Origin of the sequence: Streptomyces celluloflavus, assembly GCA_000720995.1 — a bacterium.
GTDB classification, from domain to species: Bacteria; Actinomycetota; Actinomycetes; order Streptomycetales; family Streptomycetaceae; genus Streptomyces; species Streptomyces celluloflavus.
The window spans coordinates 96,539-117,822 of sequence record JOEL01000019.1 but is presented as its reverse complement, the minus strand read 5'-3'; the positions used below and the strand labels follow the sequence as shown (position 1 = coordinate 117,822).

The following is a 21,284-nucleotide window of genomic DNA, read 5'->3' as shown; positions in this document are numbered from 1 at the left end:
CCTCCGCCCCCTCCGTCCTCCCCTCCCCCGTAACCGTGGCCGTAACCGCTACTCCTTCGCGTTGCGGGCCAGTTCCAGGGCGCGGTCCGGCCACCAGTCACCGGCCTTGGGGCCGCCCTTGCAGGTGCCGTCCGACTCGCCGGGGCGCTTGATCCACAGATAGGCGTCGATCCGGTCGTCGCCGGTCTTGGTCGTGGGCGGTGCCCCCAGGGCGCGGCCGGGCGGGTTGCACCAGTTCTCGGGCGTGTCACCGCCGGAGGCCGGGCCGTTGCCGTTCCGGCTGGTGTCGATGACAAAGTGCTTGCCGCCGACCATCTCGGACAGCCGCTTGCCGTAGCGGGCGTTCTCCTCTGTGGTCTGGTAGTTGGAGATGTTCAGCGCGAAGCCGTCGGCCCGCTCGATACCGGCCCGTTGGAGCGGTTCGATCATCCGGCCCGGGTCGGATATCCAGTGTGGATTGCCGGCGTCCAGATAGACCTTGGTGTGCGGCAGCCGCTTGAGTCCGCCGACCGCCTCCGTCAGCAGGGCGTAGCGCTCCTCGTGGAACTGCTGCGGGGTGCACCGGTCCTCAATGTGCGGCAGCGCGTCGGGTTCCAGAATGACGGTGGCGGCGCGGTCGCCGATACCTCTGCGGACGCCGTCCAGCCAGGCTCGGTAGGCGTCGCCGTCGGAGGCGCCGCCCCGGGAGTAGCTGCCGCAGTCGCGGTGCGGGATGTTGTAGAGGACGAGCAGGGCCTCGCGGTCCGCCGCGGCGGCCGCTTCGGTGAAGCCGCGCGCCTGGCCTTCCGGGTCGTCGGTGCCGATCCATTCGGCGGTCGGCTGCGCCGCGATCCGCTGGGCAAGCCGGGCTTCGGTGACCTTGCCGTCCTTGCCGTACGCGCCAGCCTGGCGGGACGCCTTACTGTCCGGGTTGACCCAGAACGGCACGACGGACAAGGGACGTTGGCCGGGTTTGGCCAGGGAGATGGCGTCGCCCTGGCCGCCGGAACAGGCGGTGAGCAGCAGCAGCGCCGCCAGCGCCACCGCCGCGCCGAGCGCGGTGCGTGGGCGACCGGACCGACGCTCGCCCGGCGATCCATCCCCGGCCCCCCGAAGACTCCCGTACATCCACTCCCCCCTCGGAGCAGGAAACCCGACCGGCGGAAGACCACCGGCCCGATCCATCCTGGCACACGCCCCGGCGGCCCAAGTCGGCCTGTGGACAAGCCATTACGTGCGGACATCACCCTGTGGAAAACGGCGGGAGCGCCGACTGCCGCTCCTTGCCGAGTACCCGTCCCGTGCGCCTTTCCCGTGCGCCTTTCCCGTGCGCCTTTCCCGTGCACCTTCCCGGTGTCTCCGGCCGGGTGGGCCGTCCCGACGTCCTCGACGGTGAACTGTGCGGTGCTGCCTTCCGAGCGCCGTGCGTCCACCCGCATGCCCGGTTTGATACCGGTCAGATCGTTGCTCCCGGACCGCCACGTGCCACTGCCGGTATCGGTGCCGATGCACGTATCACTGCCCGCGCCGGAACCGGTGCCCGTATCGCTGCCACCGCCACTGCCACTGCCACTGCCTCTGCCGCTGCCGCTGCCGAACCGTCCGGTCAGTACCGCGACACCCGCTGCTCCCGGTCGCGGCCTGTCGGCGTACCAGCCGACGAGGTCCGTCGAGTGGTAGGTCTGCGGGCGCACCGCGCCGTTCGGCCCGGGTCCTCGTCCGGCGGTGCTGACCATGCGGGCGATGCGGGCGCGCACGCTGAGTGCGCCGAAAGTACCGAGAGCACCGATGGTGATCCGGCCGGTTCGACGGTGGTGGCGGCGTCCACCCGTGGGGCTGAGGCGTACGGGGTGCCTGTTCGAGGGGGGCGGCCGGACGGCAGCGGCATCGCAGGGGGTGGGGTGCCGTGCCGCTCCCCCGCCCGTCACATCGCCCCCAGAGCCACAAGCCCAACAGCAGTACCTACCGCTCAGGCCACACCGGTCGGCAAGTGTCCGTGGCCGGTGCCGACTGCGGTGGCCCGGCCGTCCTCAGCGTCCATCGCCACCGCCCTGCCGTTCGCGCCGGATACGCAGTCTCAGCCGCAGCAGTTGACCCGCGATGACCAGGACGGCGCCGCCGGCCAGCACCAGGCCGACGGCTCCGGCACTGCTCAGCTCACGGCCGGAGGAGGCGCGGCCGTCGGGAGCGGCGGTTTCCGACGGGGTGGTGGTCCCGGACGGAACAGCATCCCCGGACCCAACAGCCGCCCCGGCTGGCGCAGCGATCCCGGACGGCGCGACGTCCACACCCGGTACGGCCACCCCCGCGCCGCCCCGCACGGTCCCACCGCCCCATGCCGTCCCACCGCCCCGTACCGCGTCACCGGGAGCGACCAAGGCAACCGAGGCAACCGAGGTGACGGAAACCGGGGCCGGAGGAGCGGAGCCCCGAGGACGAGCAGGCGGGCACGATACCGGCCACCAGGCCAGCAGCCTTCATCAGTGTTCATGCAGAGCGCTGGGCGACCTCACTCGACAGAGCTCACCGGGCAGGGCGGAGAGGCTCGGGACGGTCCGCCGTGGCCGGTGGCCGCACGGGGTCATACCGTCGTTGATCCGGCGTCCGGCTTCACGGCCGCTCGCCGTTGGCCTCGGGACGTAGCCGCCACGGCAAGCAGCGGTGAATGAATTAACCGGCCCCCCTCTGGCTACGCTATGAGCACCGCGGCACAGCGTCGTCCCGGCGCCCAGCAAGCCCTTGTGTACAGGAGACCTGCAACATGGCAGAGCGAAAGCCCATCGAATCGTGGCTCACCGACATGGATGGGGTGCTGATGCACGAAGGCATTCCGGTGCCGGGAGCGGATGCCTTCATCAAGAAGCTGCGTGATTCCGGCCGGCCATTCCTGGTCCTGACCAATAATTCGATCTATACGGCGCGGGATCTGCACGCTCGGCTGAATCGCATAGGTCTGGACGTGCCTGCGGAGAACATCTGGACCTCGGCCCTGGCCACCGCCAAGTTCCTGGATGACCAGCACCCTGGCGGCTCCGCCTATGTCATTGGTGAGGCCGGCCTGACGACAGCACTGCACGAGGTCGGGTACGTCCTGACGGATACGGACCCGGATTTCGTGATCTTGGGTGAGACTCGAACCTACTCATTCGAGGCGATGACGAAGGCAGTACGGCTGATCAACGATGGGGCCCGGTTTGTCGCCACCAACCCCGATGAAACGGGTCCGTCGGCCGAGGGTGCGCTTCCTGCCACGGGGGCTGTCGCAGCACTGATCACTGCGGCTACCGGTAAGAAGCCGTATTTCATCGGTAAGCCGAATCCGCTGATGATGCGGACCGCGCTCAACACGATCGGAGCGCACTCCGAGACCAGCGCCATGATCGGCGACCGGATGGACACCGATGTGCTCGCGGGCCTGGAAGCCGGGATGCAGACCTATCTGGTGCTCACCGGGCTCACGGCCAAAGAGGACGTAGGCCGCTTCCCGTACCGGCCGACCCACGTCAAGGACTCCATCGCGGACCTGGTCGACTTCATCTGACCGGCGGGCGCTCCGGCCGCTGCGGGCGGACCGCTCAGGCGGCCGGAGCGCCCCTCCAAGGCACCTGGAATCGGCGTTTCCGCAGGTCAAGACCAGATACGTGTACCCGAGGACGACGCAATCCGGGGCGTGGTCGGTCGGGACGTAGCCGATGTCGTGCGGCGAGGTGGTCGGCCCCGCCTCCCCGATGACGTACGCGGTGCCGCCGGGCGCTGGTCGTCCAGGAACTGGACGGCGGCCGGCGCGGAGGTCCAGATCGGCTCCCCGGGCACGTCCAGACCAGACTCCTGCCGTACGTGTTGACCAGGGGCGCCTGCCGCTCCCGCACCCGGCACACATGACGCGAGTGACCACGCCTCGTACGTACGGCCGACGCCCCCGCCCCGAGTCAGCCGGGGCCTACGGCGCCCTGGGCGATCATCCGGGAGCATGCTCGGCCGCGGCTCGCTCCGCGCCCCGGCTCTCGGCGATCCGCAGCACATCCCGCAATGCCTCGACCAACCGGTCACCGAGGAAGCGCGCCTCGCCGTTGGACACGGTGCGGTCACCGAGCATCGCCCGCGCATGCCCCAGCAACTCGACCCCCATCCTGAGCTGCGCCGCCTCCGCCTCGTCGGCGAGGCGCGACACCGGACCGGTTCCCTCGCCGATGACGTAGGACGGTTTGCCCTCAGGGCCGGACCACGGGAGCAGCCGGGCTCGGTGTGACGAGGACAGGGACATGGTGGACCACCCCTCACTCAGATGCCGTTCGCGCCGGCAACGTACCGCTATTCGCGAATAGCATCAAGGTTTGCGGAGGGCTGCGGGTGCGTCACTTACTCTGTAAAGCAGCAAGGTTGACAGGGGAGATGGCCAACCGGACCGGAGGGTGTCGTGAGCAGCATCGAATGGGGCACCACCTCAGTGCCGTATCTGACCCCGCGTGAGAACGGGCAGCGCGATGCCTGGAGTGCCGAGACCGCAGCCAAGGGCCGTCAGAGCAGTCAGCGCATCGTGCAGGCGGGAGAAGTGACCGCGCCCGCCGAGGTGGCGGAAGCCCTGGGCCTGGACCAGGGTGACAACGTCGTCGTACGCCGGCGCATCATGTATCTCGACGGCCGTCCCTGCGAGTTGACGGACACCTATTATCCTCGGGCCATCGCCCACGACACCCGCCTCGCCGGGACGGCGAAAATTCCCGGAGGGGCCATCACGCTGCTCGCCGAGCTCGGGCATGTAGGTGTCCGAGCCCGCGAGGACGTCAGCGCCCGGCTGCCGACCGAGGAAGAACGGCAAGCGCTGGAGATCGGACCAGGGGAGCCCGTGATGCAGTTGGTCCGGCTCACACTGGACGCTCAGGACCAGCCACTTCAGGTCGACAGGATGACCATGGCCGCGCAGCATCAGCACCTGCGCTACGACGTCAGGATCCGATGACGGTGCCCCACGATGACGACACCTTCGACCACCGCTCGCTGCACGAACGGATCGCCGCCGACCTGCGCGACGAAATCATGAACGGCGATCTGGCCCCGGGCGCCAGGCTGCCGTCCACGGCGCAGCTCACCGCGAGGTTCGCCGCCTCGAACGCGACCGTGCAGAAGGCGCTACAGCTTCTGAAGGGCGAACGCCTGGTCGTCGGACGGGCCGGAGCCTCCGTCACCGTACGCGAACACCGGCAGCGCACCATGCGACCGGCTTCGTATATGGCCCCGGTGGACCCCGACGACCGCTACCGCTGGCTCACCGAAGCCGAGAAGCTCGGCACCCGTGCGCGCAGCAGACTGCTCCGCGTCACGGAAACCGCTCCGCCTGCCGATGTGTCCGCGCTGCTGAAGCTCTCGGAAGGCGGCATGGCCCTGCTCCGCCACCAACTGCTGCTGATCGACGACGAACCGGTGGAACTGGTCAGCTCCTACTACCCGCTGGAGCTCGCCCGCGGCACGGCGATCGCAAAGCGCCAGAAGATCAGGGGCGGCACCCCGAGTCTCCTCGCCGAGCTGGGCTATCCGCCCCGGCTCAGTGTGGACCGGGTCTCGGCGCGGGTGCCCACCCAGGAACAGTTCACCGCACTGCGGCTGCCCGGCGATCTGCCGGTGCTGCGGACTCTGCGCGTCGTCTACAGCGACGCGGAGCGGCCCATCGAGGTCACGGTGATGGTCAAGGCAGGTCATCTGTATGAGTTGCAGTACGAGTTCGCGGCGGAGTGAGCGGAGTGAGAGGCCGCCCGTCCGCTCACACCCCTGCGGACGGGCGGACACAGAGGAACGCCGGACCTGGTCAGCCCCCGCTCAGCCGCACCCCGTCGATCGCCCAGTACCAGTCGTTGCCGCCGGTGTAGCGGAAGCGGGCCTGGATGGTGCGGGTGCCGGTGGGGATTTTCAGGGGGAGGTTCTCGGTGCGGGCGATGGCGTCGGCGGTGTAGGTCAGCACGGGCTTCGGGGGGCCGCCGTCGTAGGAGACCAGCACCTCGGCCTTCTGGGTGCCCTCCTGGAGGTAGTGGGAGGTGAAGGAGAGGGTGGCGGTGGTGCCACCGTGGACCGGCCAGGCGGGGGTGACGAGCGTGGAGTCGAAGGTGCCGGTGCGGGGCTTGTCGGACCATTCGTCGCCGTCGGCCACCGCGAAGACGCCGCGCGCCCGGACGTTGGACTCGCGCTGCTGGTCGGGCGCGGTCTTGGTCCAGAACTCGTCGGTGGTGAAGGACCAGCCGCGCCACTCGGTGACGCCTCCGCCGCCCATGGCGGTGTTCTCCACCGACCAGCCGGCGGGTGGGGTGTGGGTGAAGCCGAGCACCGTGGCGCCCACGCCGGTCTCGTCGACCGCCGTACGGAGTTGGGGGCGCAGGGTGTCGAAGGCGTCGGCGGAGGGCTCGTGGAGGGGGCGGCCGTCCAGTTTCCAGGCCGGGTCGACGGCGATGCCGAGGTGGTGCAGGGCGGTGGCGGCGACATCGACGAGCTTGACGTCCTCGCGGACCGTACGGGCCGGCAGACCGCCGCCGGCGGCGATCACGAAGGTCTGCCGTTCGGCCCAGCTGGAGCCGCCGTGTCCGCCGGCGTCGGTGTGGCCGTGGTCGGCGGTGACGAGGACGAGCCAGTTCTCGGAGCCGTACCCGGGACGGGACTTGACCGCCGCCAGCACCTCGCCGACCTGGGCGTCGGCGGTGTGCAGGGCGTCCAGGTACGCGCGGCTGCCGGCGCCGGAGGAGTGGCCCGCGTGGTCGACGTTGTCGAGCTGGACGAAGACCGCGTCGGGGTCACCGTCCCTGATCTGGGCGACCGCGCGCGCCGTGGTGCCCTTGTCGTACTCCGCTCCGGGTGTGGAGACGCGGGTGTCGACCTCGGCGGAGAAGATCCGCTCGGTGATGGGGCCCCAGGAGGCGACGGCGTAGGTGCGCAGCGCGGGCCGGGCCCGTTCGACGCGGGTGAGGAAGTCGGGGTAACTGGCGTAGTCGGCGCCGGTGAAGCTGTTGTCCTTGGCACCGTGCTTGTCGGGCCAGACACCGGTGATGATCGTCGACCAGCCGGGGGCGGACTCCGTACGCGCCATCGGGCTCGCGTAGAGGCTGCTGGGGGCGGTGATGCCGGTGGCCATCAGGGCGTCGAGGGTGGGTGTGGCGGCCTCCTTGACGCGGTCCAGGCGGCCGGCCCCGTCCAGCCCGATGACCAGGACCTTGGGGGTGGTGGGGCCGCCGGTCGCGGCTCGGGCGAGACCGGCGAACGGCCCGGTGGCCAGTGCGGCGCCCGCGAGTCCGGCGGTGGCACCGGTGAGCCAGGCCCTTCTCGATATTCGGGATCGGGATATCGCCATTCGGGAGCGGGATATCGCCGATGGTGTCGTAGGCACGGATGACGCGGATGACACCGACGGCACTGGGGACGCTGGGGACGCTGGGGACGCTGGGGACGCTGGGGACGCTGACAGCATGGCGGTCCTCCGGAATTCGGGGGCATGGAGCGTGCGGCGTGAAGCGTGCGGCGCAGACGTAGGGAGTGAACGTAAGGGGTGGACGTAGGGGGTGGGCGGGAGCGTGGCGCCGGGTGCGTACGAGGCGTGTGGCGGGCAGCTCGTTGCGCGTAGCGCGCGGCGCCAACTCCCGTACCGACACCAACCGTTGGGACTAGACCCGTTACTATTCCGCAATCCTTATGCGGATGTCAGGGGTCGGTGGGTGAACGGCCGGCTGTGGCGGTGAACGCTCAGCTGCCGGTCGCCGTCTTCCACGCGCGGACGTAGGAGTCCAGGTTCTTGTTGATGTCCTGCCAGTCCGGCTGGAAGATGTCCACCCCCGCCATGATCTTGGCGAGTGCGGTGGCGTTCTCGTCGGTGGCCTTGACGTCCTTGCGGGCCGTGAAGCCGCCGCCAACCTCGGAGACCTGCCGCTGGACCGGTTCGGAGAGCAGGTAGTCCAGCAGCTTCTTGGCGTTCGCGGCGTGCGGGGCGTTCTTGACCAGGCCCGCGGCGTAGGGCAGGGCGAAGGTGGCGGGCTTGGCGCCGGGCTTCGCCGCGGGGAAGAAGATGCCCTGGTTCGGCATCGACTTCATATTGGCGTAGTTCATCTGCACATCGCCGTTGGCGACCAGCAGTTCGCCCTTGTCGGTCTTCGGCGCGAGCTGGCCGGTGGAGGCGGACGGGCCGACGTTGTTGGCCTGGAGCTTCTTGAGGAATTCCATGGCCGGGCCCTGGCCGCCGAAGTCGTGCAGCGCCTTGATGACGACGGCGGTGCCGTCACCGGCGACGCCGGGGGTGGAGTACTGGAGCTTGCCGGCGAACCGGCCGTCCGTCAGGTCCTGCCAGGACTGCGGCGGCTGCGTCAGCTCCTTCTTGTTGTAGATGAAGCAGAAGTAGTTGTTGACGATCGAGGTCCACTTGCCCTGGGGGTCCTTGTCCGCGGCCGCGACCTGCTCCGAGCCCTTGGGCCGGTACGTTTCCAGCAGGCCCTTTCCGTCGGCCTGCTGGATGAACGGCGGCAGGGTCACCAGCACATCGGCCTTGGTGTTGGCCTTCTCGCGGGCCAGCCGCTGGACGGCCGCGCCGGAGCCGCTCTCGACGTAGTTGACCTTGATGCCGGTCTTCTTCTCGAAGTCCGCGAAGGCCCGGTCGTAGAAGCCGTCGCCGCGCTCGCTCTTGAGGCCGTCGGCGCTGTAGACGGTGATCTCCTTGGCGTCCGCGTCGGCGCTCCCGGTACCGCCGCAGGCGGTGAGCGAGACGCCGAGGACGAGGGCACCGCAGCAGGCGGCGAGCGGCTTGCGGGCCGCGAGGCGTTCCGGACGCGGACGGGAGTGAGGGCTGGGGGTGGTGCGCATGGCGGGTCGTTCTCCTTGGCAGGGTGGGGCGGAGGGGAGGCGGGGAGAGGTGGCCGGGCGACAGGACGGAGCGGCCCGCGCCGTCCGCTCCCGGCCGGTCAGCGGTAAGCGGCCTTCGTGCGGATGCGGGAGACGCCGAGCAGCACGATCAGCGTCGCGGCCATCAGGGTCACCGCGAGGGCGGCGCCCGCGAAGAGGGAGCCGCGGTCGGTGGTGGCGAAGATCTGCACCGGCAGCGGCATCCAGTCCGGCGGATAGATCATCATCGTGGCGCTCAGCTCCCCCATGGACAGCGCGAAGCAGAGCCCCGCGGCCGCCGTCAGCGAGGGCAGCAGCAGCGGCAGTTTGACCCGCCACAGGACGTAGCCGGGGCGGGCGCCGAGACCGGCCGCGCTCTGCTCGTACGCCGGGTCCAGGCGGGTCAGCGCGGCCGTCACGGACTGGTAGGCGAAGGCAGTGACCAGCACCGTATGCGCGATGATCACGATCTGCGGGGTGCCGTTGAGCAGGAACGGCGGCTGCGAGAAGGCGACCAGCAGCGAGAGCCCGACGACGACGGAGGGCACCGCGACCGGCAGCAGGAACAGCCCGTCGACGAGCCGCCGGGCGCGCCGGCCCAGCCGTTCGGCGGCGAGCGCCGCCCAGGTCCCGACGGTGAGCGCGCCGGCGCTCGCCGCCAGCGCCGTCAGCACACTGGTGAGCAGCGCCTGCCCCGCGTCGCCGTGCGCGATGTCCTGGTAGTGGGCGAGGGTCGGCCCGGAGGGCAGCGCACCACTCCAGCTCGTCGCGAAGGACGCCGCGACGATCACCAGCAGCGGCAGCGCGAACACCGGCAGGAAGAGGACGAAGAAGAGGATCCAGACGGCCCGGCGGGCACCCTTGCTATGCACCAGCACGACGGCGCACACCTCCTGTACGCGAGCCGCTCCGCGGGGCGGTGCGCGCCACCACCGTCCGGTAGAGGGCGTAGAGGGCGACGGAAAGCGCGATGTTGACGACGGCGACGACGCAGGCTCCGGTGTAGTCGCCGTCGAGGATGGCCTTGGTGTAGACGAGCATCGGCAGGGTGACGACGTTCTTGGCGCCGGTGAAGAGCACGATCCCGAACTCGTTGAGGCAGAGCACCAGGACGAGCGCGCCGCCCGCCGCGAGCGAGGGCAGCGCCTCGGGCAGGATCACCTTGCGGATGATCCGCCACGGCCGTGCGCCCAGTGCGGCGGCGGCCTCCAACTGCCCGGTCTCCACCTGGGAGAAGGCGGCCAGCAGCGGTCGCATCACGAACGGTGTGAAGTAGGTGATCTCGGCGAGCAGTACGCCCCAGGGGGTGCGCAGAAAGTCCAGCGGACCGCTCGCGGCGCCGGTCACGTCCGTCCACAGTCCGTTGGCCATACCGGCCGTGCCGTAGAGGAACAGCAGGGCGAGGGTGATCAGGAAGGAGGGGAACGCGAGGAAGATGTCGATGAAGCGGCTGAGCGCCCGGCCGCCGGGGAACGGCACGAACGCGATGACCAGCGCGAGCACCAGCCCGAGGGCGAGCGCGCCGGCGGTCGCGCCGACGGCTATCAGGACGGTGTTCGCCAGCGCGTCGCGGAAGGACGCCTCGGCGAGGACCGCCGCGTACGGGGCGGTGGAGTGCCCGCCGTCCTCGGGGGTGAAGGACTGCCACACCACGAGGGCCAGCGGGTAGAGGAAGACCAGGCCGAGGGCGGCTACGGGCGGCAGCACCCAGCCGGCCTTCGACCGGCCCGCCGGACGGCGCTTCGTCGGCGCGGGAGGTCCCGGATCGGGGTCCGGCACCGTACGCGCCGCCGTGTCCGCCACACCCGCTGCGTCCACCCTGTCCGCCCTCACCGCCGTATCCGTCCTAGGCATCGCGCGCACCGTCCTCCGTGAGGCCCGCCGGGATGAGGACGGCGTCCTCGGGGGCGAAGTGCAGCGCTACGGTGTCGCCCAGGGCCGGTGTCTCGCGCAGTTCGCGCAGGTCGGCCATGAAGCGGTGACCGTCCACGGCCACGTACAGCCGGTGGGTGGCGCCGCGCCACTGGACCTCGGTGATCGTGCCGCGCAGCGTGTTGCCGTCCGCCGCCGGGCTCTCGCCGAGGCCGACGAGGTGGGGGCGTACGCACAGGGTGGCGCCGGCGCCCGCGGCCGCGCCGCCGGCGGGCACGCGCAGCGTCCGGCCGCCGAAGCGGACCCGGCCGCCGCCGTCGGCCCCGTCGGCCGGCACCGTCACCGGCAGCAGGTTCGCGGTGCCGACGAAGGAGGCGGTGAACTCGGTGCGCGGGCGCCGGTAGAGCTGCTGCGGAGTGCCGCAGTCGCGCAGCCGCGCCCGGTCCATCACCGCGATGCGGTCGGCCAGTGTCAGCGCCTCGACCTGGTCGTGGGTGACGTAGAGGATGGAGACGTCCGGCAACTCACGGTGCAGGCGGGCGAGTTCGGCCATCATGCCGGACCGCAGCTGGGCGTCGAGCGCGGACAGCGGCTCGTCCAGCAGCAGCACGCCGGGGCGGATGGCGAGCGCCCGCGCGATGGCCACCCGCTGCTGCTGCCCGCCGGACAGCTCCCGGGGGTACCGGGCGGCGTACCCGGCCATCCCGGTCATCTCCAGCGCCTCGGTGACCCGCCCGGCGATCTCGGCGCGCGGCGTCTTCTGCGCCTTGAGGCCGAAGGCGACGTTCTCCGCCACCTTCATGTGCGGGAAGAGCGCGTACTGCTGGACGACCATGCCGATACCGCGCCGGTACGGCGGCAGTCCGGTCACGTCCCGGCCACCGATCAGCACTCGCCCGGAGACCGGCCGGACGAAGCCGGCGACCGCCCGCAGTGCGGTGGTCTTCCCGGAGCCGGACGGGCCGAGCAGGGCCATCACCTCGCCCGGTTCGACGGTGAGGTCGAGCCGGTCCAGGACCGTGTGCTCCCCGTGCCTGCCGTACGCCACGGTCACCGAGTCGAAGCGGATACCCGAGCGCCCGTCGCCCGCCGCCGCCTTCCCCCGGAGGTCGCGCGGGCCGGTGTTCCGGTCCCGGGGGGCCGGTTCGGGCGGTGCGATCGGCCTGTCCGGCGCGGTCGTCACGTCACCACCCCGAGCAGTGACGGGAGTTCGGCGACCGAGCCGAGGACGTGGGTGGCGCCGGAGGCGGTGAGCTGCTCCCTGCCGTGCGCCCCGGTGAGCACCCCGGCGACGACCGAGGCGCCGCTGCGGCGGCCCGCGAGCATGTCGTAGGAGGTGTCGCCGGCCACCGCGATCTGCCGTACGTCGTCGGCGCCGCCGGTGCGCAGCAGGGCGGCCAGCACCATGTCGGGGTAGGGGCGGCCGCGGCCGCCGGCGTCGGCCGGGCAGAGCGTCAGCGGGACGAGGCCGTGCCAGCCGAGCGCGTCGAGGATGGCGTCCTGGGTGATCCGGGCGAAGCCGGTGGAGAGCACGACGGTGCGGCCGGCCGCCTGGAGTGCCTCGATCGCCTCCCGGGCGCCGGGGAGGGGCGCGATCCGTCCGCCGTCGACGAGTTCCCCGTAGGCCGTCTCGAAGGCCGCGTTGGCGCGCTGCGCCGCGTCCTCGTCGCCGAACAGGTGCCGGAAGACGGAGATCTTGGACTCGCCCATGGTGGCGCGGACGTACGCCAGCTTGTCGTCGTGGTCCGCGCTGCCCGGCCGTACGCCGAGCCGTTCCGCGGCCACTGCGAACGCCTGCTCCACGAGCCCGCCGTCGGCGACGGTCGTGCCGGCCATGTCGAGGACGACCAGCCGAATGTCCGGTACGGCGTCCGTCCCGGTGCCGCGCACGGTCAACTCGCTCTTCTCCACGGTCATTTCCTCTCTTTCCTCGGTCAGCTCACTCACCAGTTCAGTCCGTTCGCGGTGGTTTCGGCGATCGCCGGGGAGCAGGTCATCCCGCGCCCGCCGGGCCCGGTGACCAGCCAGACGCCGTCGCGGACCTGCTCGCGGTGCACGACGGGGGCGACGGGCTCCCCGTCGGGGCCGGGGGTGGTGCCGGTGCACTGTGCGTACACCCCGGCCCAGCGGCGGCGGACGGTCGGCAGCGGCCGGCCGAGGATCGACTCGACGACGCCGGTGAGGTGCTCGTACGGGTCCTCGACGACGTCGAAGCCGAAGGGCGTCTCGTACTCGTGGGTGTCGCCGATGGTCAGGCCGCCGTCGGCGCGCTGCACCATCAGCAGCTGCATCTTGTGCGCGGCGGCGGTCGGCGTCTGGGCCTGTGCGGCGGCCATCGCGTCCAGTGCGTCGCTCGCGTACGCCGGGTAGTAGCGGAAGCTGTCGGCGTCGGCGACGGAGGTGGTCAGCGGTTCGCCGAGCGGGTCGGTCTGCATCATCTGCAACCGGACGCGGCGTACGGGCAGGTCGGGGACGAGCTCGCGGACCAGGCCGCCGAGCCAGGCGCCGGTGCACAGGATGACGGCATCGCCGTGGTGGGTGTCACCGTGGTCGTCGCGTACGGCGCGCTCGCCGACGACCTCGCGGACCTCGCGGCCGCCGAGGTAGGTGTACCGGCCGGACGCCAGCAGGTGCTCCTTCAGGGCGCGTTGGGCGGTCCGCGGTTCCACGGCCGCGTCCCGTTCGCACCACAGCGCGCCGGCGAACTCGCCGCGCAGTGCGGGGTTGCGGGCGCGGGTCTCCTCGGCGTCCAGCAGGTGGTAGCCGCGGGCGGCGGCGTCCGGGCGGCGGGTGGCCGCCTCGGCGACGGCGCGCTCCGCCGCGTTCTTGACGACGGTGAGCGAACCGACGGCGCGGAAGCCCAGTCCGGGCACCCGGGCGCCGATGCCCTCCCACAGTTCGCGGGCGCGCAGTGCGGTGGCGAGCTCCTCGCCGCCGGCCCGGCCGCTGACCCAGATCTGCCCGAAGTTACGGACCGAGGCGCCGCGGGCCTCGGCCTCCCGCTCGATGTGCAGGACCTCGTGGCCCCGTTCCACTGCGTGCCAGGCGTGCATGGTTCCCAGCACACCGGCTCCGACAACTATGACTCGCATGCCCCAGACGCTCCCGTCGGTGGGTGGCCCGCACCGGTCGGTCCGGCGACGGGACGGTGAACACGGCTGCAAGTTTGGCCTAGACCCGTTATCTTTTCGAGATGTTGGACGGATTCCAGGCCACCTGGGCGCCCCTGCCGTCGGCCGACCGGATGGGGGTGGCCCCGGCAGGGCGGCAGGGTTGTGTGCGGCCAGGGTGGCTCGTACCCGCAGGCCATCGGGACGTCGGTGAAGAGCGCGTCACCCGCGACCTCATGGGCGCGGGCCCGCGCGCCGACGGCGCGGCGGACGGCCGCCGCCCGCCGGGACCGGGCGGGCGCGGTCGCCGTCAGCCCGGCGGCGTCCCCAGGTGGGTGGTGAAGGAGAACCGGTCGCCCCGGTAGAGGGAGCGCACCCGCTCCAGCGGACGCCCGTGCGTGTCCCGCGAGAGCCGGTGGATCAGCAGCATCGGCAGCGCGCCGGGGGTGCCGATCAGCAGCGCCTCGCGCGGGGTGGCCAGGACGGTCTCCAGGCGCTCGTCCGCGTCGCCGAAGCCGATGCCGAGCCGCTCGTGGAGATAGGCGTAGAAGGAGGAGTCCGGCGCGAAGTCGGTGTCCAGCGCCGGCACCCGGCCGACGGCGACATAGGTGCTCTCCAGCCCGACCCGTTCATCGTCGGCGAGCAGCACCCGCTCCAAGTGCCATACAGGGTCGCCCACTTGGAGGCCCAGATCACCGGCGAGCGCCGGCGGGCAGGCGAAGCGGTCGAGGCCGACGAGGTGCCGGCCGGGCCGGCGGCCCTGGGCCCGTACGCCCTCGGTGTAGCTCGCCAGGGAGAGCGGCTGCGCCAGCTTGGGTCCCGCGACGACCGTGCCGCGTCCCATCCGCCGCAGCCGTCCCTCCAGGACCAGTTCGCGCAGCGCCTGGCGGAGCGTCTCCCGGGAGACCTCGAAGCGCAGCGCCAGTTCACGCTCGGTGGGCAGCGCCTCGCCCTCGCCCAACTCATCGAGCAGCGCGGCTATTTCGACCTTGGCCGCGTAGTACTTCGGGATACGTCCGTGCTCGGGGATGCCGGACCGGATGGGTGCGCCAGGTTCCTGGCCGTACGGGTACTCCACGGCGTGATCTTCGCACTACGGCGGATCCGGGGGCGCGACGGATGACGGAAGCGGCTCCCCCTCGGGGCGGGGGCGGCTGCCACGGGGGCGGGAGCCGGGCCGCGCGTTCCCAGGTGGCTGCGCCGCGCCGGGGCGCAGGGCTTACGCCGCGCCGAGGTGGCGGGAGCAGGGCCGCAGCGCTCACGCCGTACCAGGGCCGCGGGAGCCGAACCGCAAGGCTCACGCCGCACCGGGGCAGCGGCCCACCCGCCGTATCAGCTCAGACCCCCTGCGCCGCGAACGCCGGCCGGTGCGGGCCGAACAGCGGCGCCAGCACCAGCTGCGCCGCGCCATCCGCCACCGTCCGCGTACCGCCCGGGGCGAGCGCCACCGGCACCCCGGGCCCGGACCCGCCGCGCGTACGGGCCTGGGCGGTCAGCTCCGCCGCCACACCGCGCAGGAAGCCGTCGGGGTGGGCGAGGACGGTGCGCCCGCCGAGCAGCACCCGGTCGATGTCCAGGAGCTCCACCAGGTTGGCCGCGCCCACCCCCAGCACCCGCGCCGCGTCCGCCAGATCGCCGCGCGCCACCGCCGCCAGGCAGAGCGCCTCCACACAGCCGCGCCGCCCGCAGCCGCAGCGCGGGCCGTCCCGCTCCACCACCTGGTGGCCGAATTCCCCGGCGCCGGTCCGCGGACCGCGGTACAGGCCGCCGCCGAGGACGAGCCCGGCGCCGAGCCCCGTTCCCAGGTGCAGATACGCGAACGATCCGGCGCCGTCGCCGCATCCCTGGGCCAGGCCGAGCGCCGCCGCGTTGGTGTCCTTGTCGAGCACCACCGGCAGCCCGAGCCGGCCGGCGAGCGCGGCCCGTAGCGGGAAACCGTCCCAGGCCGGGGCGCCGGTGACCCGGTGCAGCACCCCGGCTGTGTGGTCCAGCGGGCCGGGGCAGGCCACCCCGGCCCCCAGTACCGGCGGCCCGCCGGCCGCCGCCCGCAGCGCCGCGACCTCCCGCCCGGCGGTGGCCAGTACCTCGTCGGCGCCCGCCGTGAAGGCGAGCGGGGCGTGGCGGACCGCGACCGCCCGGCCCGCGAGGTCGGCGAGGACGGTGGTGATCTCATCGCGGTCCAGATGCACCCCGACGGCGTACCGGGCGCCGGGGACCAGCCGCAGCACCGTCCGCGGTTTGCCGCCGGTCGAGGCGCGGCGGCCCGCCTCGGCCGCGAGTCCGCCGGCCCGCAGCCGTGCGGTGATCTTGCTGACGGCCTGCGGGGTCAGCCCGGTGTGCGCGGCGAGCTCCAGCCGGCTCACCCCGGTCTCCCCCGCCGCGCGCAGCAGGCCGAGCACCAGCGCGGCGTTGTGGTCGCGGAGGGCGGAGAGGTTGCTGCCGGGGCCGCCGGCCGGGGCCGCGGCACGCGCGTCGCTGTCATTGCTGGTCACCCACCCATTGTCGGTGCGCCTTGCACTTTGGCAACAGCGTTGTTTAAGTGGATCCATGAGCGACTCCACCGGCACCCCCGACCGCCCGGCCACCGCCCGCGGCCCGTTCCGCGTCGGCCTGATCGGTTACGGCCTGGCGGGTTCGGTCTTCCACGCCCCGCTGATCGCCGCCACCGACGGCCTCGTCCTGGACACCGTCTCGACCGCGAGCCCGGAGCGGCAGGCGCAGGCCCGCGCCGAGCACCCCGGGGTCCGTACGGTCGACACCGCCGAGGCCGTCCTCGCGCGCGCCGCCGAACTGGACCTGATCGTGCTGGCGACGCCGAACAAGACGCATGTGCCGCTCGCCACCGCCGCGCTGACGGCCGGGCTGCCGGTGGTCGTCGACAAACCGCTGGCCGCTACCGCCGCCGAGGCCGAGCGGCTCGCCGCGCTCGCCGACGACCGCGGGCTGCTGCTCTCCGTCTTCCAGAACCGCCGCTGGGACAACGACTTCCGCACGGTCCGCGCCCTGATCGAGGACGGCGCGCTCGGGGACGTCCAACGGTTCGAGTCGCGCTTCGAGCGCTGGCGGCCGCGGCCCAAGGGCGGCTGGCGCGAGTCCGGCGATCCGGCGGAGCTCGGCGGGCTGCTGTACGACCTCGGCAGCCACCTCGCCGACCAGGCGCTGACGCTCTTCGGCCCGGTGGTCTCGGTCTACGCCGAGGCCGACGTCCGCCGCCCGGGTGCGGCCGCCGACGACGACACCTTCCTCGCGCTCACGCACGCGAACGGTGTCCGCTCCCATCTGTGGGTGAGCGCCACCACCGCCCAACTCGGCCCGCGCTTCCGGGTGCTGGGCAGCGCCGCCGGTTATGTGAAGTACGGGCTCGACCCGCAGGAGGCCGCCCTGCGCGCGGGCCGGCGGCCCGGCACGGACGGCGCGGAGTGGGGCGTGGAGCCGGCGTCCGCCTGGGGCCGGCTCGGCGCCGGGGAGTCCCCGGTGACCGGTGGCGGCGCGGCCGTGCCGACGCTGCCGGGCGACTATCCCGCGTACTACGCCGCCATCGCGCGGGCGCTGCGCGACGGCGGCGTACCGCCGGTGACGGCGACCGAGGCCGCGGCCACCCTGCGGGTCCTGGAGGCCGCCAGGCGCTCGGCCGCCGAGGGCCGCACGGTCCGGATCGAACCGTCCGCATAAGCGCGAGACCTGTCCGGCCGATGCGCTGCCGGACAGGTCTACGGCCTGCCTATCTGTCCTTCGTTCCGTTCCGTCCGCCGGCCTGACTCACGGCCGGCGCCCTGCCGTTACCGCTTGGTCCAGCGGATCCGGACCAGCACGATCAGCGCCGCGCCGGAGACGATCGCGGCCACCGCCGCACCGAGCGCCCACGGGTCGCTGAGCGCACCGCTTCGGGCCAGCTCGCCCCCGTGGCCGTAGCCGTGGTCCCGGTCATAGCCGTGGCCCTTGCCGTGGCCCTTGCCGTGGCCCTTGCCGTGACCGTGGTCATGGTCATGGTCCTTGCCGTGGCAGTGGTGCTTTCCGTGGCTGTGGTCCTTGCCATGACCGTGGTCCTTCCCATGGCCATGTCCGTGCCCGTGTCCGTGTCCGCCGGTGTCCCAGCAGTCGCAACTCTCCGACGGGACCGGCCAGGTCGGGCGCCCGGTGGGATGGGTGGGCCGCACGGTTGGTTCGGTCGGCGTCACGGTGGGCTCGGTCGGACCCACGGTGGGCTCGGTCGGCGTCACGGTCGGCTCGGTCGGACCGACAGTCGGCTCCGTCGGCGTCACCGTCGGCTCCGTCGGACCCACCGTGGGCTCCGTCGGCGTCACGGTCGGCTCCGTCGGGCCCACCGTCGGCTCGGTCGGTGTCACCGTCGGCTCCGTGGGAGTCACGGTCGGCTCCGTGGGGCCCACGGTGGGCTCCGTCGGCGTCACGGTCGGCTCGGTCGGACCGACAGTCGGCTCCGTCGGCGTCACCGTCGGCTCCGTCGGACCGACAGTGGGCTCCGTGGGAGTCACAGTCGGCTCCGTAGGCGTAGGCGTCGGCTCCTCGCCGCACTCCGGCAGGTCGCCGTTGAACGGATAGCCGTGGAACTCCGAACCGGAGGAGGAGATGTGGTCCAGTGAACCGGCCGTGAAGAAGCGGCCGTTCATGCCCGGGACGGACACCGTCGTACGGCTGCCAGGCTGGCCCACCAGGACGGCGCCCTGGAACTGCGCGCTGCCCTTGATCGTCACCTGGGTCGCGTCCGGGAAGTTCCACAGCAGCCGCTCGCGGATGCCGGCCGGACGCAGATCGTGGCCGATGAAGGTGCTGATGGTGCGGCTCTCGCCGAGCATGTTGACCAGCACCGTGGCACCGGCCGGAATGCCCTCGAAGGTGATGCCCTGGTCGCCGCCGTTCCGCCCGGCGATGTCGAAGTCGACGTTGAAGACCTGGATCGGCGAGGTGCCGTCACCCCGGAAGAGGGTCTGGTAGCCCTGGTTGACGGCCGTCCCGGTGGCCGGTCTGCCGGCGCCGCCGGCGTGCGCGTAACAGGCGCTGGACGAGGTCAGTTCGGGCCGCAGCCCGAGGTACGGGGCGGCCGCGTCCGGATCGTGTACGGCGCGCGGGCTGACCGTGCCGCTCAGCGTCCCGGCGTACTTCACCACGCCGGACGCGCGGCCCTCCTCGGCGAGCAGCCGCTGCCCCTCGGCGACGGTGAGATTGCCGCCGACGGTCAGGAAGTCCGAACCGTTGGGCGGCGGGACCCGGGAGCCGACGCCGACCACGCCGACGTTGTAGATGCTGGAGCCCGAGGTCTTGTTCATCGAGAAATCGCCGAGCGTGACGATCTTGCCCTCGGCCTCCGCCGCGGACCCGCCCACCCGGTAGTCACCGCCGACGAAGATATTGATGTTCTCGTCCCGGCCCGCGATCCCACCGCTGTGGGGGTCTTGGTACGAACTGGGGCACTGACTTCCCAGGCACGGGCCCAGCCCGCCGGGCAGTGGCGCGGCGAACGCGAGGGCGGCGAAGGCGCCCAACGTAGCCGCGATCACCGCGCCGACCAGTGCGGCGGTCGCCGCTTTCCACCATTTAGTCTTCTTTCCTTGCATATCGGGCACTATGGTGACATATTGCCGCGCCCGACATGAGGGCGGGGGCGAGTCGCCGGAAACGACCGGCAGATGGCCCCGGCCAGGGGCCATCTGCCGTAATAACCGACCGCTTGACGACCGGCCACCGCGCCACGCTCCACCGGCCAGGCGCCGTCGCCCCATGGGTCGTGAGGCTCCGTGGGGTCGGCAGACCGTCGGCCGTCAGACCACGGGGCAGTCGGACCGTCAGACCATCGGGCCGTCAGGCGTCCTTGCACACCTGCCGTCGGCGGCCCGGTCCATCGCTCGCCGGATCCGTTCGCGGACCGGTCCATCGCGCTCCGGATCCGTTCGCGGACCGGTCCATCGCGCTCCGGATCCGTTCGCGGACCGGCCCGTCACAGCGCCGCGGCAGCGCTCCCGTCGGCCGTCCCGGCGCTGTCCGCACGGGAGTTGGCCGCGGCGGAGCCGGCGGTACGGGAGTCGGCCCTGGTCCTGGCGGTGGCCCTGGAGCGGGCCGCCCGCTGCCGCGCCGCCCGGCTCTTGGCCGACCGCGGCTGCGCCGGCCGCTGCCCATCGGCCTCCTGAACCACCGTCGCCTCCCGGGCCGCCCCCTTGTCCGCGGCCCGCGCCCCGGCCCCGGCCCGCGCTTTCGACCCTTCCGGTGCCGCCTTCCCGGCCGACGCCAACGCCAACGCCGATGCCGACGCCGACACCGGCTCCGATTCCCGGCCCTGGTCCCGGTCCCGGTCCCGGTGCAGCAGCGCCCGTTCGCACGCCGTCCAGGTCGTCGTCGTCACCACGTAGAGCGCGGCCGCCAGCGGCACCACGGCCACCGTGATCAGTGTGCCGAAGGACAGCAGCGGCAGCAGCTTCGTCATCCCGGCCATCCCGGGCAGCCCGCCACCGGCGCCCGCGGCCGGCTGCGGCGCCTTGGCCGCCGTGGCCCGCGCCCGCCGGAAGTTCCAGGTGGCCACCGCCGCGATCAGCGCGAACAGCGCGAGATAGACCAGGCCCCGCGGCCCGAACAGGCCGCCGTCGGCGAGCGCCTGATACCAGCGGCCGCCGAGCGGCGCGCCCAGCAGCGTGTGGTCGAGCAGCCCGCCGCTTCCGTTGGAGAAGAGGTGGTACATGACGTAGAAGACGGGCAGTTGCAGCAGCGACGGCAGACAGCCGGCCAGCGGCGAGGCGCCCGCCGTGGCGTACAGGTCGGCCATCGCCTTCCGAAGGCGTTCCGGGTTGCCCTTGTGCTTGCGCTGGAGCTCGGCGAGTTGCGGGGCGAGCGCGGCGCGGGCCCGCTCACCGCGGGCCGCGGCGCGGGCGAGCGGATGCAGTGCGGCGCGTACCGCCAGGGTGCACAGGACGATGGCGACGGCCGTGGCCGCGGTGCCGAAGAGCGGGTCGATGAGCTCGGCGCCGCGCGCCAGCGCGGTACCGAGAAAGCCGAAAACGGACATGGCTGAGCCCTCCACGGGTCTCGTCGTGCCGGGGTGGAATCGGCGTGACGAGCCGCGCGGGGCGCGGGTGGCACCTGCGAACGAAGCGCAGCGGAGTGGAGTTTGCGGCGGTGCCGAGCGCCTACGCGGCCGTCGGGAGGGGACGGCCCGGTGCTCGGGGACGCGGCCGCCCGGCCGCGTCGGGATCGCGCTGCGGCAGGAACGCCGTACGCCGTTCACGGTCCCGGATCGCGGTACGGATCCGGCCCGGTGGTACGGGGCGGGCGAAGGCCGCGATCAGGAAGGCGCTGCACAGCAGCAGCACCGCGGCGGTGGTCGCGGCGGCGGTGAGCGACGAGGTCAGACCGTTCTGCGCCAGGAGGAGTCCGGCGAGTACGAAGAACAGCGCGGTGGTGCAGACCCGCCAGGCGTCGACGATGCGGTACATCGAGTCGTCGTCCTCCTTCGGCTGCGGGCCTTGCCGTGCT

At 72.4% G+C, this 21,284-nt stretch carries 18 protein-coding genes and 2 pseudogenes; 4 read left to right on the top strand and 16 right to left on the bottom strand.

Going from position 1 to position 21,284, the window contains the following annotated elements; all coding sequences use genetic code 11:
- Nucleotides 1-48: 48 nt before the first annotated feature.
- Together IH09_RS19650 and IH09_RS39165 are read right to left on the bottom strand one after the other, a co-directional pair.
- On the bottom strand, nt 49-1,107 hold the full coding sequence (locus tag IH09_RS19650) for a glycoside hydrolase family 6 protein (RefSeq protein WP_052858001.1): 1,059 nt from the start codon (nt 1,105-1,107) through the stop codon (nt 49-51).
- Between the two features lie 902 nt (nt 1,108-2,009).
- Nucleotides 2,010-2,300, bottom strand: a complete 291-nt coding sequence (locus IH09_RS39165) for a hypothetical protein (protein WP_190233344.1) — start codon at nt 2,298-2,300, stop codon at nt 2,010-2,012.
- A gap of 440 nt (nt 2,301-2,740) precedes the next feature.
- Here IH09_RS39165 and IH09_RS19645 point away from each other — a divergent pair, with 440 nt between their 5' ends.
- Nucleotides 2,741-3,520: an HAD-IIA family hydrolase gene (locus tag IH09_RS19645; RefSeq protein WP_052857999.1), complete on the top strand. Its 780-nt coding sequence runs from the start codon at nt 2,741-2,743 to the stop codon at nt 3,518-3,520.
- A gap of 99 nt (nt 3,521-3,619) precedes the next feature.
- Here IH09_RS19645 and IH09_RS37485 read toward each other — a convergent pair.
- Together IH09_RS37485 and IH09_RS19640 are read right to left on the bottom strand one after the other, a co-directional pair.
- A pseudogene (locus tag IH09_RS37485) lies at nt 3,620-3,801 on the bottom strand (TIGR01457 family HAD-type hydrolase); the annotation flags it as partial.
- 136 nt (nt 3,802-3,937) lie between these two features.
- Nucleotides 3,938-4,243: a hypothetical protein gene (locus IH09_RS19640; RefSeq protein ID WP_052857996.1), complete on the bottom strand. Its 306-nt coding sequence runs from the start codon at nt 4,241-4,243 to the stop codon at nt 3,938-3,940.
- Nucleotides 4,244-4,396: 153 nt separating this feature from the next.
- Between IH09_RS19640 and IH09_RS19635 the strand changes: the two genes are divergently transcribed.
- Nucleotides 4,397-4,939, top strand: coding sequence for a UTRA domain-containing protein (locus IH09_RS19635; RefSeq protein WP_052857993.1), 543 nt, complete (start codon nt 4,397-4,399; stop codon nt 4,937-4,939).
- Entirely contained in the window at nt 4,936-5,712 is a 777-nt protein-coding gene (locus tag IH09_RS19630) for a GntR family transcriptional regulator (protein WP_052857991.1), read from the top strand. The genes IH09_RS19635 and IH09_RS19630 overlap by 4 nt, the downstream gene beginning before the upstream one ends.
- A 70-nt stretch (nt 5,713-5,782) precedes the next feature.
- Here the strand turns inward: IH09_RS19630 and IH09_RS19625 are convergent, their stop codons facing one another.
- The 9 genes from IH09_RS19625 to IH09_RS19585 form a co-directional block, all read right to left on the bottom strand.
- Nucleotides 5,783-7,309, bottom strand: a complete 1,527-nt coding sequence (locus IH09_RS19625) for an alkaline phosphatase family protein (protein WP_110952423.1) — start codon at nt 7,307-7,309, stop codon at nt 5,783-5,785.
- Nucleotides 7,310-7,698: 389 nt separating this feature from the next.
- Nucleotides 7,699-8,805 carry a 2-aminoethylphosphonate ABC transporter substrate-binding protein gene (locus tag IH09_RS19620; protein ID WP_052857988.1) on the bottom strand — a complete coding sequence of 369 codons (1,107 nt, stop codon included), beginning with the start codon at nt 8,803-8,805 and terminating at the stop codon, nt 7,699-7,701.
- A 98-nt stretch (nt 8,806-8,903) separates the two neighbouring features.
- Nucleotides 8,904-9,701, bottom strand: coding sequence for an ABC transporter permease (locus IH09_RS19615; protein WP_052858042.1), 798 nt, complete (start codon nt 9,699-9,701; stop codon nt 8,904-8,906).
- Nucleotides 9,688-10,677: a 2-aminoethylphosphonate ABC transporter permease subunit gene (locus tag IH09_RS19610; RefSeq protein WP_110952429.1), complete on the bottom strand. Its 990-nt coding sequence runs from the start codon at nt 10,675-10,677 to the stop codon at nt 9,688-9,690. Before IH09_RS19610 ends, IH09_RS19615 begins: the two co-directional genes overlap by 14 nt.
- Complete coding sequence (locus IH09_RS19605) at nt 10,670-11,764, bottom strand: ABC transporter ATP-binding protein (protein ID WP_052858037.1); 1,095 nt, start codon at nt 11,762-11,764, stop codon at nt 10,670-10,672. The genes IH09_RS19610 and IH09_RS19605 overlap by 8 nt, the downstream gene beginning before the upstream one ends.
- A gap of 110 nt (nt 11,765-11,874) precedes the next feature.
- The gene (locus tag IH09_RS19600; protein WP_052857986.1) at nt 11,875-12,612 is read right to left on the bottom strand and encodes a phosphonatase-like hydrolase; all 738 of its coding nucleotides are present in this window, start codon (nt 12,610-12,612) and stop codon (nt 11,875-11,877) included.
- Between the two features lie 26 nt (nt 12,613-12,638).
- Entirely contained in the window at nt 12,639-13,787 is a 1,149-nt protein-coding gene (locus IH09_RS19595) for a TIGR03364 family FAD-dependent oxidoreductase (protein WP_052857983.1), read from the bottom strand.
- 328 nt (nt 13,788-14,115) lie between these two features.
- Nucleotides 14,116-14,883: a GntR family transcriptional regulator gene (locus IH09_RS19590; protein ID WP_052857980.1), complete on the bottom strand. Its 768-nt coding sequence runs from the start codon at nt 14,881-14,883 to the stop codon at nt 14,116-14,118.
- Between the two features lie 259 nt (nt 14,884-15,142).
- Entirely contained in the window at nt 15,143-16,297 is a 1,155-nt protein-coding gene (locus IH09_RS19585; RefSeq protein ID WP_052857977.1) for an ROK family protein, read from the bottom strand.
- A gap of 55 nt (nt 16,298-16,352) precedes the next feature.
- Between IH09_RS19585 and IH09_RS19580 the strand changes: the two genes are divergently transcribed.
- Nucleotides 16,353-17,477: a Gfo/Idh/MocA family oxidoreductase gene (locus tag IH09_RS19580; RefSeq protein WP_052857974.1), complete on the top strand. Its 1,125-nt coding sequence runs from the start codon at nt 16,353-16,355 to the stop codon at nt 17,475-17,477.
- A gap of 107 nt (nt 17,478-17,584) precedes the next feature.
- On the opposite strand, the gene IH09_RS19575 is transcribed toward IH09_RS19580, so the two are convergent.
- From IH09_RS19575 to IH09_RS19565, 3 genes and pseudogenes are all read right to left on the bottom strand, one after another.
- Complete coding sequence (locus IH09_RS19575; protein WP_190233343.1) at nt 17,585-19,378, bottom strand: choice-of-anchor A family protein; 1,794 nt, start codon at nt 19,376-19,378, stop codon at nt 17,585-17,587.
- Nucleotides 19,379-20,109: 731 nt separating this feature from the next.
- Nucleotides 20,110-20,817 (bottom strand): annotated as a pseudogene (locus IH09_RS19570) (YidC/Oxa1 family membrane protein insertase); the annotation flags it as partial.
- Nucleotides 20,818-20,938: 121 nt separating this feature from the next.
- Nucleotides 20,939-21,244 (bottom strand): DUF6412 domain-containing protein, encoded by a 306-nt coding sequence (locus IH09_RS19565; RefSeq protein ID WP_052857965.1) that lies wholly within the window; start codon nt 21,242-21,244, stop codon nt 20,939-20,941.
- Nucleotides 21,245-21,284: the final 40 nt, after the last annotated feature.

Excerpts from the sequence above, each read along its gene's own strand:
- IH09_RS19650 (WP_052858001.1), bottom strand. The coding sequence starts at position 1,107 with ATGTACGGGAGTCTTCGGGGGGCCGGGGATGGATCGCCGGGCGAGCGT.
- IH09_RS19645 (WP_052857999.1), top strand. The coding sequence starts at position 2,741 with ATGGCAGAGCGAAAGCCCATCGAATCGTGGCTCACCGACATGGATGGG.
- IH09_RS19640 (WP_052857996.1), bottom strand. The coding sequence starts at position 4,243 with ATGTCCCTGTCCTCGTCACACCGAGCCCGGCTGCTCCCGTGGTCCGGC.
- IH09_RS19630 (WP_052857991.1), top strand. The coding sequence starts at position 4,936 with ATGACGGTGCCCCACGATGACGACACCTTCGACCACCGCTCGCTGCAC.
- IH09_RS19625 (WP_110952423.1), bottom strand. The coding sequence starts at position 7,309 with ATGGCGATATCCCGATCCCGAATATCGAGAAGGGCCTGGCTCACCGGT.
- IH09_RS19620 (WP_052857988.1), bottom strand. The coding sequence starts at position 8,805 with ATGCGCACCACCCCCAGCCCTCACTCCCGTCCGCGTCCGGAACGCCTC.
- IH09_RS19610 (WP_110952429.1), bottom strand. The coding sequence starts at position 10,677 with ATGCCTAGGACGGATACGGCGGTGAGGGCGGACAGGGTGGACGCAGCG.
- IH09_RS19600 (WP_052857986.1), bottom strand. The coding sequence starts at position 12,612 with ATGACCGTGGAGAAGAGCGAGTTGACCGTGCGCGGCACCGGGACGGAC.
- IH09_RS19595 (WP_052857983.1), bottom strand. The coding sequence starts at position 13,787 with ATGCGAGTCATAGTTGTCGGAGCCGGTGTGCTGGGAACCATGCACGCC.
- IH09_RS19580 (WP_052857974.1), top strand. The coding sequence starts at position 16,353 with ATGAGCGACTCCACCGGCACCCCCGACCGCCCGGCCACCGCCCGCGGC.
- IH09_RS19575 (WP_190233343.1), bottom strand. The coding sequence starts at position 19,378 with ATGCAAGGAAAGAAGACTAAATGGTGGAAAGCGGCGACCGCCGCACTG.
- IH09_RS19565 (WP_052857965.1), bottom strand. The coding sequence starts at position 21,244 with ATGTACCGCATCGTCGACGCCTGGCGGGTCTGCACCACCGCGCTGTTC.